This window comes from Isoptericola sp. Y541 (genome assembly GCF_059445465.1).
Map to the genome: position 1 here is coordinate 16,173 of NZ_JCAIUJ010000008.1, position 14,944 is coordinate 31,116.

Here is a 14,944-nt window from a genome sequence, read left to right on the forward strand (position 1 = left end):
TCGCCGCAGGATCGGCGCATGTCGTGGACGTCGTGGACATCGGCGCGGAGGGCAGCCGCGCAGATGAGGAGAGCACAGCCTTCCGGTGGGTCCGGGTAGTCCTCTCTACCGAACGGCTGCGCTACCAGGCCTGCCCGACGACGCGCGCGCCGCGCTCCCGAGCGTGGCCGAACTGGAGGCCGTGCTCGACCTCGAGGGTTGAGACTCCTCGACGGGTGGGTCTCAGCGCGTCGCCGCCTCCAGCAGCTCCAGCACGTGCACGTAGTCCCTGCCCGTGGCGCGCGACATGCCCATCTCGCAGGTGCGGTTGGAGGAGACGTACGCGTCGTACCGGCCCCCCGGCAGCCCGCGCTCGCCCGCCGCGACGTCCGCCGCCTCGGCGTGTGTCGCCGCCGCGGTGAGCTCCGGGTGCAGCATGCCGCGGTCGCCGGCGAAGCCGCAGCAGCCCCAGGCGGCGGGTACCACGGCGTCGTCTGCGACGGCGGCCGCGACGGCGCGCAGGTCGTCCACCGCGCCCAGGTGCACGGTGGCGCACGTGGGATGCACGACGACGCTCGGCAGCCGGTCGACGTCGACGCCCTTGGCCGCGAGCGCCGGCAGCACGTCCGTGCGCGCGAACGTCACGGCGTCGACGATGCGCAGCTTCGCGAACCGCTCGGCGTCCTCGGGCGACAGGTGGTGCGGCGTCTCGACCAGCCCGTGCGTGCAGCTCGACGCGTCGCACACCACGGGCAGCTCGCCCCCGCGCGTGGCCGTCCACAGGGCGTCGAGCACCTGGCGCGCCATCCTCGCCGCGCCGTCGGGCAGGCCCTTGCTCACCCACGGGGTGCCGCAGCACAGGCCACCGATGCCCTCCGGGACGACGAGGCCGACGCCGGCCCGCTCGCACAGCTCGCGCAGCGCCGCCTCGGCACCCAGCCCCGGCCGTCGGGTTTCGACAGGCTCAACCGGCGGGGTTTCGACAGGCTCAACCGGCGGGGTTTCGACAGGCTCGACCAGCGGGGTTCCGACAGGCTCAACCACCGGCGAGGCCGGGGCGAACAGCTCCCCCATGCAGGAGGCGAACAGCACCGCGCTGGGCGCCGCCCCCGGCACCGACAGGTCGCGCTCGTCGCGCTGCGGGCCCGGGCCGGGCAGGTCGTCGTCCACCCGCGGCACGACGTCGGTGCCCACGACACCCCGCGCGACCTCCGACACCACCCGCACCACCGGCGTCGGTACCGCCTGCACCACGCCGAGCGCGCCGCGCAGCACGTCCACGACGGGCCCCCAGCTGCCCGCCAGCGCCTCGCCGCCCTTGCGCACGAGCGCGGGCTGGGACCGCGCGCGGTGCCCCTTCATCACGATGCCCGTGTCGATGCCCACCGGGCACGCCTCCACGCACATGGAGTCCGCCGCGCAGGTCTCCACGCCCCAGTACTGGTAGGCGCGCTGCAGCTCCTCACGCTCGGCCTCGGGCGCCACCGCCAGCTCCTTGAGCAGCGCGATGCGCTGCCGCGGCGTGGTGGTCACCGTCCGCGACGGGCAGCCGGGCTCGCAGTACCCGCACTCCACGCAGCGGTCCACCAACGGCGCGTCCTCGCCGCCGGCGGACGCCTCGATCTTGAGGTCGCGCAGGTGCTCGCGCGGGTCGTCGGTGATGATCACGCCCGGGCTGAGGCGACCGCGGGGGTCGAGCAGGCGTTTGATCTCGCGCATCACGGCGTACAGGTCGTCGCCGTACTGGCGGCGCACGAACGGCGCCATGATGCGGCCGGTGCCGTGCTCCGCCTTGAGCGAACCCCGGTGCCCGAGGACCAGGTCGACGAGGTCGTCGCTGAACGCCGCGTACCGGTCCAGCTCGGCCGCGTCGCCCAGCCGCGGCGTGATCATGAAGTGCAGGTTGCCGTCCTTGGCGTGCCCGAACGTCACGGCCTCGTCGTTGAGGGTCCCGTCGTACCCGTGCCGGGCGAACAGGCCGCCCAGGTCGCGCACGGTCGCGGTGAGGTCCGGCACCGGCACGACGACGTCCTCCAGCAGCGCCGTTGCCCCCGCCGGGCGCGCGCCCGCGACCGCCGTGTACAGGCCCTTGCGCACGCGCCACAGGCGCGCGCGGGTGTCCGGGTCGGTCGTGAGGGTGGCGGGCACCTCGAGCGCGAGGCCGTCGACGACGGCGCGGGCGGCGTCCTGCAGCGGGGCGAGCGCGTCGTCGGTCGCGGCCCGGTACTCCACGAGCAGCGCCGTCTGGCCGGTGATGCCCGCGCCCCGGGCGAGGGCCCGCATCGACGCGTCCGCCTTCGGGTCGGGCGCCGCCACGCGCAGCGACGCGGCGTCCATGAGCTCGATCGCCTCCGGCCCGGAGGCTCCCAGCGGCACCAGCGCGTCGGTGGCCCGCTCGAGAGAGTCGAAGACGAGCAACGTGGTCGCGACCTTCGTCAGCAGCGGGACGGTGCGGAAGGTGACCTCCGCGACCCAGCCCAGAGTGCCCTCCGACCCGACCATGAGGTGCTCGAGGATCTTCGCCGGCGTGTCGTGGTCGAGCAGCGCGTTGACCGAGTAGCCCATCGTGTTCTTCATCGCGAACTGGCGCTCCACCTCGGCGCGCATCGTCGCGCTGCCGCGCACGCGGTCGCGCAGCTCGGACAGGCCGCGGTAGAGGGCGGGCTCGACGGCGGAGAGGCGCACGTCGGCGTCCGGGGTGCCGGTGTCCACGACCGTGCCGCTGGGCAGCACCACCGTCATCGACTCCACGGTCCGATAGGCGGTACGCGTGATGCCCGACGACATGCCGCTGGAGTTGTTCGCGACCACTCCCCCGACGGTGCACGCGATCTCGCTCGCCGGGTCGGGGCCCAGGCGCCGGCCGTGCCGGGCCAGGTGGGCGTTCACCAGCCGCAGCGTGGCGCCGGGCTCGCAGCGCACCCGCTCCCCGCCGTCCAGCACCCGCACCCGCGTGAACCGGGTGCGCGTGTCGATCAGCATGCCCGCACCCGACGCCTGGCCCGACAGGCTCGTGCCGCCCGAGCGGAACGTCACCGGCAGGCCGCGCCGGTCGGCCTCGCGCATCGCCGCGACCACGCCGTCGCGGTCGTGCGCGCGCACCACCGCCTCCGGGCGCAGCAGGTAGTGGGAGGCGTCGTGGGCGTGCGCCACCCGGCTCAGCAGGTCCGTGCGCAGCTCGAAGCCGTGCCCGTCGCCGGTCGTGGTCCGCCCCGTCATCCCCGCACCTCCGTGTTCCTGTCCGGCAGCGATGCCCCGCGAGCGGCGACGGCCGCCAGCCGCCGACGGCGCCGCTGCACGCTCGCCCCTCGGCCGGCGTGCACCCGGTTCGTCAGCAGCACGGCGGACGCGCCCGTCGCGAGGTCGACGACGAACGACGTCCCCGTGAACCCCGTGTGGCCCACCTGGTCCTCTGTCACCATGAACCCCGGGTCGCCCCGCCGCAGCCCGAGCGCCTGACCCCAGGGTGCCCCCGCACGTCGCGCGCCGGCGTCCGGCTCGACCAGCGCGCGCCACGACTCCTCGCTCACGACGCGGCGGCCGCCCGCGACGCCGCGCGACGCGACCAGGCCCGCGAGCCGGGCGACGTCGTCCAGCGTGCCGAACAGCCCTGCGTTGCCCACGGGGCGGCCGATCGCCGCGGCCAGCTCGTCGTGCACCCGCCCGGTCGGCGTCCCCGGCTCGGTCGGGACGAGGTCAGTGGGGTCGGCGGGGCCGCCGTCGCCTCCCACGGGCGACCACCGGAGCCCCGTGGCACCGATCGGCTCCGCGACCCTTCCGGCGACCAGGCGGTCGAGCCGCTCGCCCGTGAGCTCCTCCAGGAGCCGGCCGAGGACGATGAAGCTGAGGCACGAGTACCGGTGTACGGACCCGGGCGCCTCGATGGGAGGGCCGAGGGCGTCGTCCAGCACGGCGGCGGGGTCGGACGACGTGCGCCAGACGAGCGAGCTGTCGCGCAGGCCGGCGCAGTGCGTGAGCAGCTGGCGCGCCGTCGCGCCGCTCGCCGTCGCGGGGACGTCCAGCATCTCGCGGGCTGGCGCGTCGAGGTCGAGCAGCCCGTCGTCGACGGCGGTCGCCGCGGCGACGGCGACGAACGCCTTGGTCACGGACGCGAGGTCGAACAGGCTCGCGGCGCCCGTCCGGCCGGCGGCATCTGGCCCGTCGGCGAACTCGCGCACCGACCCCGCCGGCGTGGTGAGGAGGGCCGCGGCGGACGACCAGCCCTCGTCGTCGGCGCGCCCCTCGAGCAGCCCTGCCTCCGCCGGCTCCGGCGGCCGGGCGTGCGGCGGGTGCGAGGAGGTCGGCATGAGCTCTCCGTCCGTCCGGGTCGACGACGACCCTGGGTTGGCAGATCGGTTGGCAGATTTCTCCATACCGTACTAGCAGCATGGCAAGAGTCTTCACGATGACGCCGGCGGCCCGCGGCTGGCCGCCCGGATCACGTAGGCTCCCGCGGATGCCCCACCACGCCCCGGTTCCCCAGCCAGTCCGGAACCCCCGGCGGATCCTCGTTGCCGGCACGTCGGGCGCGGGCAAGACGACGCTGGCCGGGCGGATCTCCGCGGCCCTCGGCGTGCCGCACACCGAGCTCGACGCTTTGCATCACGGCCCCGCGTGGACGCCACGGCCGGAGTTCGAGGCCGACGCGCGGGCGCTCGCCGCCGGCGACGCGTGGGTGACGGAGTGGCAGTACCGCCAGGTGCGACCCCTGCTGCTGGAGCGCGCCGAGATGCTGGTGTGGCTCGACCTGCCCGTGCGCGTCGTCATGACGCAGGTGGTGCGGCGCACGCTGCACCGGCGCCGGCACCGCGTCGAGCTGTGGAACGGCAACGTCGAGCCGCCGCTGGCCACGTTCTTCACGAGCCGGGACCACATCGTGCGCTGGGCGTGGGACACCCGGCACAAGCTGCGGGGACTCGACCAGCGGCTGGCCGTCGACGCCCCGCACCTGCAGGTCGTGCGGCTGCACAGCCACGCCGACGCCGACCGCTGGCTGAGCTCGTCGCAACCCGCTGGTTGAGCCTGTCGAAACCCAGGAGCTCGCCCTGCTTACGACATCGCGGCGCCGGCACGAGCGGCGGACGCCACGGGGCGGGCGCGCGCCCACCGGCGCAGGAGCAGTACCCCGACGACCGAGATCACGGCCAGCCCGAGGACGTAGAAGATCGTCGAGTACGTCGAGGCCGCGTCGGCGGTGGCCGGCAACAGCTGGCCGTAGTCGAGGGCCTGGTGCAGCCCGCCCGTGACCTCGAGTGCGAGGAACGCGGCCAGGAAGCCCATCGAGTCCCACAGCGAGTGCAGGAGCACCACCGCGACGTACGCGAGGACCACCTTGCCGGTGAGGCGGTACCGGCCCGCGGCGGACGCCGCGCCGAAGATCGCGGCGCCGAGGACGGCCGTCCACAGCACGTGTCCCACGGGCGTCAGCAGTCCGCGCACCGCCTCGGTCTGCAGCATCGAGTCGAGGTCGATCCTGCCGAGCGTGGTCAGCCCGGCGTTGAAGGCGTACCCGGCGGACTCGAAGGCGGCGAAGCCGGCGCCGACGGTCGCGCCGAGCCACGCGCCCGTGAGGCCAGTCTTCTGCGCGACGCGCGCACCCACGACGAGGAACACGACCGCCTTGACCAGCTCCTCGATCGCCCCGACGCCCAGGTACATCCACCACGCCGGCGACAGGTGCGACTCGAGGAGCGAGGCGCCCAGCACGCCGAAGATCCCGCCCACGAAGAACGCCATGAGCAGCAGCACGGGGTCGAGCATCCCGCGGGACCGCTCGGCGACGAACAACACCACGGCCAACGGCACGAGGAAGCTGCCCAGCAGGATGACCGTCGGCACCAGGTTCGTGTTCTGCGTCGAGTACGTGACCCCCGCGGTGACGATCCACAGGAGGATCCCCCCGAGCAGGGTCTTCCACCACCATCCGCGGGACCCCACGAGGGCTGCGTTCCGGGGCGTGGGACCGGGGCGCATCGGTACTCCCTCTCGGTCGTCTCGGGGGTGCGGCACCGTTGCCGCACCCTCCCGGTCAGGAGCCGAACGTCTCCAGCAGCACGGCGCGCTCCGCGTCCGTGAGGTTGGTGGCGATCAGGGCGCCGTGCAGGCCGTGAAACCGCTCGCCGACGCGGTCGGTGTCCCCGTCCTGCGTGACGGCGAACAGCGCCGACGTGCCCGTGGTGACCTGCTCGCGGATGGTCTCGAGCTGGGTCCGGTCGATCCCCACGGCCTCGGTGTGCTTCGCGAGGGCGCCGAGCGCCGCGCCCGCCGCGGCGCCGATGAGCGGCATGAAGAACAGCACGCCCAGCAGCAGCCCCCAGAAGGCTCCCCAGCCGGTGCCGCGCCGCTCGTCGTCGTGGCTGTGCTTCGTCGTCGGCGTGGCCTGGCCGACGGGCCACGACACCACCGCGTGGTCGACCACGGTGATCAGTCCCTCGGACTCCGCATGCTTGAGGATCGACGCGGCTTCTCCTGCGGCCTCGGGGGTGTCGAACTTCCAGACGGTGAACGTGGCCATCGTGGGTCCTCTCCGATCCTTCGGGCGACCCGTGCTCAGGCCTCGTTGAAGACCTCGCGGAGCTTGGCCTCCTCGTCGGCCGAGAGGTTGGTCTCGATGAGCTGGCCCCTGATCCCCTGGGACTCGAGCGCGGACTTCACCCGGTCGACGACGACGCCCTGCGTCATCACGAACAGGGCCGAGGTGCCCTCGGTGACCTGGCCGCGCACCGTGTCGATGAAGTCGTCGTCGATGCCGACGTCGGTCAGCGAGCCCGCGAGCGCGCCCGCCGCTGCGCCGACGGCCACGCCAAGGAGCGGCACGAAGAAGATCAGGCCGAAGAGCAGGCCCCAGAAGCCACCACCCAGGGCGCCGAAACCGGTCGTGTGATGCAGCTGGCGGGTCTTGGGCTTCTTTGCGCCCGGCTCCCAGGAGACGACGGCGGCATCCAGGACCTGGGCGAGCTCCTGCTTCTGCAGGGCCATCAGAGCTTCCTCGGCCTGCTGCGCACCGGTCGGGGAGTCGAACTTCCAGACGGTCAGAGTCGCCATGTCATGCTCCTTCTTCTCGGACTGCGGTACTTGAGCAGGCAGGCCCGCGCCATGCCGTTCTGCGCGTGCCACGACCTATGTCGAAGGTAGGTGCAGCGCCAAGATCCTGCCCGGTGAGGAGCTCCCGGGCCGCTCGCGGATCCATGCATCCGACGGCGCCTGTCAGGGCTGGTGACGCCGTCGGACCGACACGAGCACCACGCCCGCAGCCGTGACGAACAACGCGATCCCGATGAGCCACATGACGTCGGCACCGGTGCGCGGCAGCCAGCCCGGCGACCAGCCGTCGTCCCCGCCCTGGCCACCACCCGGGTCGCCGCCGTCGTTCGGCGGCGGCGGGTCGAAGGTGTTGGTCACCGTGATCTGCACGGCGTCGCCCGCCGCGACCGTCACCGCACCCGGGTGGCCGCCTGACTCCCCTGAGCCTGTCGAAGGGTCGACGCTCGAGACGGTCGAAGAGGCCGCACCGCCGTCATCGGTCTCCGTCACGACGCACTCCGCGCCGACCGGGAGGCCGTCGTAGCCGACCGGGTCGCCCGGGTGGAGCTCGCGCGCCGCGCCGTCGGGGATGTCGATGTCCTGCCCCTCGAACGTGCAGGCCAGGGAGACCTCGAACGGTGCGGTGACGAACTCCGCGCCGTCGCCGTCCACGACCTTCTCCACCTGGATCGCGCCAGCGTCGAAGGTGTTCGTGGCCGTGACCACCTGGGGGTCGGCCGGCAGCACACGCTCATCGATCTGCACCGGGTCCGGCTGCACGGTCGTCGAGGTGGCGCCGCCGGCCTCGGTCTCCGTCACGGAGCACACGGCCCCGACCGGCAGGCCGAAGTACACGCCCGGAAGGCCCGGCCCGAAGGGCCGCGTCGGACCGCCCGGGATCGGGACGTCTCCGCCTTGGACGGTGCACTCGAGGGAGGCCTGGTACGGGATGCCCCCGAGCGGGAACTGCGCGTAGAAGTCGTCGACCTGCGCGATCAGGTCGGCGAGCTCCTCCGGCGTCACCGGCTCGTCGGGCATCTCCGGGAGTGGCGGGATGTCCGGCATCCCTGGTGCGAAGTCCGCGGCGTCGCCGTCCACCACCTTCGCCAGCAGCAGGGGCGCGGTGAGGAACGTGTTGGTCACCGTCACCCTCGCGGTGGCCGGCGAGCCGTCCTCGTTCGCGGGCGGCACGACGACATCCACCGAAGTGCCGGCCACCGGGTCGCCACCGTCCACGCTCATGGTGACTTCGGTGGCGCCGAAGTCCTCCGTCTCGGTGACGGTGCACTCGGACCCGACCGGAAGGCCCTGGTACACGGCCGGCTGGCCGGGCACGAAGGTCCGCACGGCGCCGCCCGGGATGGCGATCGTCACCGGGTCTCCCTCGGCGTCCTCCCCGTAGGTGCACGCGAGGGTCACCTCGAACGGTCCGGGTCCGTAGAGCGCGCCGAGGCCGTCGAGGTTCTTGTCCACCTCGATCGTCCCGACGTCGAACGTGTTGGTGATGACCACCTGGGCGACCTCGTCGGCGTCGACCGTCACCGTGTCCGGCACGACGACGGACCCTGTGGCGCCGCCACCGTCGGTCTCCGTGACGGAGCACTCCGCGCCCACCGGCAGGTTCGAGATCTGCATCTCGAGCGGACCGGCGCCGCCGAGCACCACCTCGCCGTCGTACACGGTGCCCGGCTCCCCCGGCCCGTCGCCGTCGGCGTCGTAGGTGCAGACCACCTGCAGGTGGAACGGGCCGGATCCGTAGGCCTCCCCGCCTTCGCCCTCGACCACCTTCTGGAGGTTGATCGCACCGACGGCGAAGATGTTCGTGATGGCGTCCTCGTTGGTGATCGCGCCGGTCACCGGGGTGTCCGGCAAGAGGGTCACGGTCGTCGACGTCCCGTCCGTGGTGACCGGGTCGTCGTCTCCCTGCGTCACGGCCATCGACGTGCCGGGCGCGCCCGCAGTGCCGGTCTCGGTGATCGTGCACTCGGCGTTCGCGGGCAGGCCGGTCAGCTCGACCGGAGTGCCGTCGCCGGCCAGCTCCACGACCATCGGCGTGTCGGGCCCGTACCCCTCCGCGTACACCTCCTCGCCGAGGAACGTGCACTCCACGGTGGCCTCGAACGGCCCGTAGGCGATCGGGTTGCCATCCTGGTCGACCGCGTCGCTCTCCACCGTCTTGGACAGCTCGAGGCCGGCGAGCTCGTAGACGTTGACCGCGACGATGGTCGTGAGGTCGGGCTCCTCACCGATCGTCACCGTGCCGACGATGAGGTCCGTCTGGCCGTTGTCACCTTCGGTGATCGTGCACTCGGCGCCGTACGGCAGGTTCGGCACCGTGACCGGTTCGCCAGGGACGACGGTGATGGGGATCGGGTCGAGCTCGCGTTCCACCCACGTACCCGGGGCGGACGTGCACCGCACCTCGAGGTCGAACGAGTCCGGCGCGTACTCCCGCCCCGCACCGATCGCCATCTTGTCCACCTGCAACGGGCCGGACGCCGTGGCGACGCCGACCTTCTGCCCCTCGGTGGGCAGGAGGTTGCGCACCGACCCGTCCCGGCGGATGTACGCCGCCGCCGCCGCCGCCGAGTCGTACGCGATCGACCGGTCCGCCGCCGCCGGAACGCGCGCCGGCGTGGTCGTCGTCTTGTCCAGCGTGACGAACTCACCGGGCGCCATCGGGTGGTCGTCGGAGAAGGTCACCACGATCTTCAGCGCCCGGATCGCGGCGAACTCTTCGTCCGTCATGTCGTTCCTCAGCGGCACCCAGCCCGTGGCCGGGTCGTCGGTCGGGCAGACCGGCTCGCCCAGCGGGTCCTCGATGTCGTCCATGCAGTAGTCGGTCGCCGCCGAGTAGTAGACGGTGCCGCGAGCGCCGGCCGGCAGGTCCTGGAATACCGGGGGCCTTTCGTTGGAGAGGAACGGCCGCCACTGCGAGCCGCGCGGCGTCGTGTCGTAGGAGCCCGTGTCGCCCGGCGCGGGGATGCGGTCGTACGCGACGAGCTTGGTGATCGGGTCGTTGCCGACGTTGTCGATCCGGATGCGCCACGTCTCGTCGTGGCCCGGGGCCACGATCGGCGTGCACGGGTACCCGTAGAAGCCGGCCGCGTCGGGGACGCACGTGGTGTCGGGGTCGGCGGCAGGGTCGACGAAGACGCCCAGCTCGTCGTTCTCCGTCGCCTTGACGCGCTTCGACTGCGCGAGGGCCGCCGTCTCCGTGGGGTGGACGTCGGCGTCCGCCTCGCAGGCGCCGGTCTCCGTGTCCAACCGGGTGACGCACTCGTCCCAGGGCCGGTCGCCGGTGACGCCGGCGGTGTTCTGCACCGTGGCCTGCGGCTCCAGCCCGACCCGGAACCTCACCATCACCGTGACGGTGTACGTCTGGTTCGGCTCGAGCACCGAGCCCTCGGGGAACGTGAACCGCAGCCTGTCGATGTCGCCCGCCTGCGCCACCGTCACCTGCGTCGCGCTCGTGGGGAGATCAGGCGTCGCGGGGTCGGGGTCCGTGCCGCTCAGCGCATAGGAGAAGGGCTCGGCCACATTGGCCAGCCGCAGCTGCGGCCCCCGGTCGTCCGACGGCATCGGGTCGTCGAGGATCACCGGGTCGGTGACCGCGCGGTCGCCGGTGTTGGTCACCCTGATGTTCATCGGGAAGACGGCGTTGGGCGACTTCGCCCCGCCGGAGACCACGCCGTCGAAGTCCTTGACGATCTTCACGCCGTTGGTCGAGTGCTCGTACAGGATCGGCGCCGCGGCCTCGTCGTCCGCGCTCACCGGAACGGTGTCGCCGGTGTCCGGGTCGACGACGAGGTCGGCGCCGGTGACGCTGCCCTGCACCGAGTTGCTCGCGACGCCCGGGGCAGCCTCGCCCGGCGCGGGCGGGTTCGCCGCGAGGTCCGGCAGGACCGGACCGCCCGACCGCATCTCGTCGCGCCGCTCCACGGAGATCGGCACGCGCTGCGAGGGCGTGGCCGGGTTCTCCCAGACGGACCCGTCGGTGCGGGTGAACGTGAACCTCAGGCCCTGGACGTCGCCGGGGGCCACGCCGTCGGGCAGCGCGAACGTGGACGCCGCCTCGCCCTCGACCCAGCCCCCGCCGGTCACGGTGACCGGGTCCGACGATCCCGGGTCGCCGGAGAAGCTGGCGCCCACGAAGGCGTCCACCTGCACCCGCTGGATCGGGGCCGTCAACCTGGCGCCGTCGAAGCCGACGAAGCCGTACTGGTTCCAGAACTGCGGGTCGTCGTCCGTGAGCACCATCTCCACGGTGCGCGACGGTCCCACCGGCTTCCCCGTGAGCACCATCGTGACGGGGCCCGTGCGGGGCTCGACGATCGTGTCGGGGCTGAACGACTTGCCCACCTCGAGGTCGATGGCGGCGTCCTGGAGCTGGATCGACGCGTCGTCGTCGGCCTCGCGGACGTCGCCGCCGGCGACGCCGCCCGGGTCGTCGATCGTCGCGGCCGCGCGGTTGGGAACCGGGTCGTACCCCGCCACGTCGACCGGGCCGCCGGTGTACCGGTCGGTCTTGCGCAGCTGGAGCGTGAGGTCCATCGTGCCCGCCGCGCCCGGCTCCACCAGCCCGTCGTACGCGGCCTCGACGCCCACCACGTCCGCGAGGTCGGCGGCCGTGAGAGCCTCCGCTGCCGCCTCGTCGAACGTCGCGGTGGTGTCGTCGTCGTGGTGCACCGTCACGGTGGTGCTCGTGGCGCCCCGGGGCGGGGTGAGGTCGATCGCCCGCAGGGTGAAGGCGTCGAACGGCTTCGTGCCGTCCGCCGTCACCACGTCGCCCGAGCCCTGCGCCACCGGGTCGGCCAGGCGCAGCTGCTCCACCTTGGCCGCCGACTCGTTGGTGCCTTCGATGACCACGTGGGTGCTGGGGTAGTACGCGTCCGGCGTCGCGGCCGGCGGCACCGAGATCGGGCCGCCCGTCCAGTCCTTGGTCACGGACACGTTGAGCGGCTGGTCGATGATCAGCACGTCGTCGGCGTCGGTGTCGGTGTGCTCCCGGCCGTCGTAGGTGGCCGTGCCCGCGGCGGTGTCGCGGACCATGCCCGCGTCGTCGGGGAGGTTGTAGATCGTCTCGTTCGTGGAGCCGAGCACCGGGTCGCCGTTGCTGCGCCGGTCGTCCCGCACCTGGAAGGTGAGGTTCAGGTGCCGGCCGCTCTCGAGCGTCGACCGGGCCACCCCGTCACCGGTCTGGGGCGCGGTCGGGTCGGCGTCGTCGCGGGACGGCGACTCCGTGTACGTGAGCCGCACCGACGTGGCCGACGCCCGCTCCGCGGCGGTCAGCGTGTAGCCGGGGAAGGTCCCGTCGCAGGCCTGCGGGCACGGGTCGCCCGACGCCTCCACCCAGGTGCCGTCGACGAAGAGCTCCACGGACTCGACCTGGTCGTACCTCATGAACGGGTCCATGCGGGCGTCGATCGCCTCGACGCGGACCAGGTCGAACGCCTCGTAGAACGAGTCCGCGACCGCCGTGCCCTCGGGGTCGGCGATGTCCGACAGGACCAGGGGGTCGACGCCGGAGAAGCCTCCGGTGGACCAGGTGATCTGCGCGGTCACCCGGTCGTCGGAGCGGGCCAGCACGTCGGGCGGGTCCCCGCCCAGGAAGTCCTTGGCGATGAAGTCGCCCGGCCCGTCGCCGTCCACGGGGAACGGGTCGACGGTGTCGCAGCCCTCCGCCGGCTCCGTCGGCTCCACCGTGTCCGCGGAGGCGGTGGAGGCGCCGCAGTTCGTCAGCGGGTCGTCCCATCCGTCCGGGCCGGTGAACTCGGCGCCGAAGTTGGGCTGGAACTGGGTGCCCGGCGGGAACCCGTCGCCGGTGGAGTCGTAGACGAACTGCACCCCCTGGGCACCCTCGGGCAGGTCGCAGCTCACGGTGGCCGGCCCCGTGGTGGGGCCGCAGCCGGGGGCGGCCACCCACTGCGCACCGTCCCAGTAGTTGACCGTCAGGGTCGAGCTCGCGGGCACGTCGGTGGAGCGCACGGACGTGGCGGCGAAGTGGTCCCAGAAGTCCGTCGGGGCGGCGGTGTCGGCCGGGTCCTGGATCACCATCTGGTCGGCGTTCGTCGTCGAGCCGTCCGGCCCGAACGGGAGCAGCCGCGTCGGGAGCTGCACGACGACGCCCTGCCCCGGCACCGCGGGGATCGTGGACGGGGAGACGTTCTTGCTCGTCTCGGTCGCGAGCCGGTCCACCAGCGTCACGAGGTCGGCCGAGGCGTCGGCGGGCTCGCCGTTCGGCACCGCCGCCCGGACCGTGTTGGAGTGCGTGACGTCATCGGCGTCCTGGTCGGGGTCGGTGTCCGCCGTGAACGGGACCGACGCCTCCGCCCCCGTCGCCAGGTCGCCCGTGAACGTCACCGTGAACCCGTGGACCACGCAGCCCTCGGGCGGGTTCGGCAACGAGCCCGGCGCCGTCGCGTCGAGCGCCGGGGCGGACCCGTCGGCGCAGGTGAACGTCACGCTCGCCCCGCTGGCACCGTCGGGCCACTGCACGCCCGTGCCGTCGCCCTCCGGGCCGAATCCGGTGAACGTGAGCGGGTCGTCGCCCGTGAACGGGTTGGCCGTGTCCGGCGCCGGCTCCGTGATCGTCATCTCGGCCACGGACGTGCCGGTGTTGGTGGCACCGATGGTCACCGTGGTCGGGTCGCCCGCGCTCACGGTCGCCGGGTCGAAGCTCTTGCTCGCCGTGACGCTGTTGTTGGGAGGAGTGACGACGTACGTGTCGTCCGCCGTCGTCGGCTCCGACTCCTGGTCGCCGTCCGTCACGGACGACGACGCCACGTTGGTGACGGTGAGGGGGTCGGTGAGCTCACTGACAGCCTCGCTCTGCCGGACCTCGACGGGCACGGCCGCCGTCGCCCCGGGCTGGATGTCGCCGCTGAACGTGTACCGCACGCCCTGCACGGTGGTGGGGTCCACGGAGTCGTCGAGGGGCTCCCACGAGGCGCTGTCCCAGTACTCCTGGGTCACCTCGGTCGCGTTCGGCGGCATCGTGATGTCGCCAGTGCCGGCGTACTCGAGGTACGTGAAGGGGTTGGGGTCGGCGGTCGGGTCCACCGGGTCCTGGATCACCAGGGTGTCCACCGGGTCGTTCGTCGTGTTCGTCGACCCGAGGGTCATGGTCGCGGCCGTGCCAGGGGCCGCGAGGGCGCCCTCCGGGGCGATCGACTTCGTCGTCTCCGAGTCGAGGAGCAGCTCGACCACCGGCGTGATGGGCGCGTCCGCCGAGTTCTCCGGCGCGTTGTCCGCGACGACGGTCGCCGCGTTGACGATCGGGACGCCGCTCCCGCTGTACGGCAGGTCCGGGTCGATTCGCACGGTGATCTCGATCGCCGCCTGCTCGCCGTTCGTGAAGGAGGGCCACGTCACGGTGACGACGTCGCCGTCGGTATCGACCGTCAGATCGCCGTTCATCCCGGACGGCTCACCCGCGATGGCCGCCGAGACCAGCTCGAGCCCCTCGGGCAGCTCGTCGGTGAGCACGGCATTCCGACACGGGCTGGATGGGTCGGAGCAGGAGATCTGCACCTCGTACGTCACCTGCTGGCCCGGTACGTACGGTCCCGGGGTCTCCACCTCCTTGCCGATGGACCATGTCGCCGCAGACGCCGACGTCGCAGGAATGATGGCGCCAGCCAGCCCGAGTGCGACCACAGCGAGCACGGACCACCCCCGCCGGACCCGCCCGCCCCCCGGACGACGCGCGCTCCGACCTGCCGAGCTGTGACTCACAACCACCGATGCCCCCACTCCGGAATATGGCACGCCCGCGCAGGTCATCGCGCGGGCTTGGGTCCGAAGGTGCCAGACTTCCTCGACGTTGGCGCGGCGAACGAGGACGTCGAGTCGGGGAAGGTGAAGATCTTCGCCCTGAGGGCTTCGTGGACAGCGCCGTCTCCGAGAACGTGTTCGCGTACGTCACGATGAACCGCCGTGC

Annotated in this window: 7 protein-coding genes; 1 reads left to right on the forward strand and 6 read right to left on the reverse strand. The window is 72.9% G+C overall.

The annotated features are described in order from the left end of the window. Positions 1-222: 222 nt before the first annotated feature. Both AC1C2V_RS16510 and AC1C2V_RS16515 read right to left on the reverse strand, forming a co-directional pair. The gene (locus AC1C2V_RS16510) at positions 223-3,198 is read right to left on the reverse strand and encodes an FAD-binding and (Fe-S)-binding domain-containing protein (RefSeq protein ID WP_495390731.1); all 2,976 of its coding nucleotides are present in this window, start codon (positions 3,196-3,198) and stop codon (positions 223-225) included. After that, positions 3,195-4,286, reverse strand: coding sequence for a serine hydrolase domain-containing protein (locus AC1C2V_RS16515; RefSeq protein WP_495390732.1), 1,092 nt, complete (start codon positions 4,284-4,286; stop codon positions 3,195-3,197). The genes AC1C2V_RS16510 and AC1C2V_RS16515 overlap by 4 nt, the downstream gene beginning before the upstream one ends. Positions 4,287-4,435: 149 nt before the next feature. Here AC1C2V_RS16515 and AC1C2V_RS16520 point away from each other — a divergent pair, with 149 nt between their 5' ends. Continuing rightward, complete coding sequence (locus AC1C2V_RS16520) at positions 4,436-4,999, forward strand: P-loop NTPase family protein (protein ID WP_495390733.1); 564 nt, start codon at positions 4,436-4,438, stop codon at positions 4,997-4,999. Positions 5,000-5,028: 29 nt separating this feature from the next. Here AC1C2V_RS16520 and AC1C2V_RS16525 read toward each other — a convergent pair whose 3' ends face one another. The 4 genes from AC1C2V_RS16525 to AC1C2V_RS16540 form a co-directional block, all read right to left on the reverse strand. Continuing rightward, entirely contained in the window at positions 5,029-5,916 is an 888-nt protein-coding gene (locus tag AC1C2V_RS16525; RefSeq protein ID WP_495390734.1) for a PrsW family glutamic-type intramembrane protease, read from the reverse strand. A 91-nt stretch (positions 5,917-6,007) separates the two neighbouring features. Further along, a complete protein-coding gene (locus AC1C2V_RS16530; RefSeq protein WP_495390735.1) occupies positions 6,008-6,493 on the reverse strand; it encodes a DUF1269 domain-containing protein in 486 nt (161 codons plus the stop codon). Between the two features lie 35 nt (positions 6,494-6,528). Further along, positions 6,529-7,023 (reverse strand): DUF1269 domain-containing protein, encoded by a 495-nt coding sequence (locus AC1C2V_RS16535; protein ID WP_495390736.1) that lies wholly within the window; start codon positions 7,021-7,023, stop codon positions 6,529-6,531. Positions 7,024-7,185: 162 nt separating this feature from the next. After that, entirely contained in the window at positions 7,186-14,670 is a 7,485-nt protein-coding gene (locus tag AC1C2V_RS16540; RefSeq protein ID WP_495390737.1) for a DUF5979 domain-containing protein, read from the reverse strand. Positions 14,671-14,944: the final 274 nt, after the last annotated feature.

What these genes read in the sequence shown, in the direction of transcription:
- AC1C2V_RS16510 (WP_495390731.1), bottom strand. Translation starts at nt 3,198, where the DNA reads ATGACGGGGCGGACCACGACCGGCGACGGGCACGGCTTCGAGCTGCGC.
- AC1C2V_RS16520 (WP_495390733.1), top strand. Translation starts at nt 4,436, where the DNA reads ATGCCCCACCACGCCCCGGTTCCCCAGCCAGTCCGGAACCCCCGGCGG.
- AC1C2V_RS16515 (WP_495390732.1), bottom strand. Translation starts at nt 4,286, where the DNA reads ATGCCGACCTCCTCGCACCCGCCGCACGCCCGGCCGCCGGAGCCGGCG.
- AC1C2V_RS16530 (WP_495390735.1), bottom strand. Translation starts at nt 6,493, where the DNA reads ATGGCCACGTTCACCGTCTGGAAGTTCGACACCCCCGAGGCCGCAGGA.
- AC1C2V_RS16535 (WP_495390736.1), bottom strand. Translation starts at nt 7,023, where the DNA reads ATGGCGACTCTGACCGTCTGGAAGTTCGACTCCCCGACCGGTGCGCAG.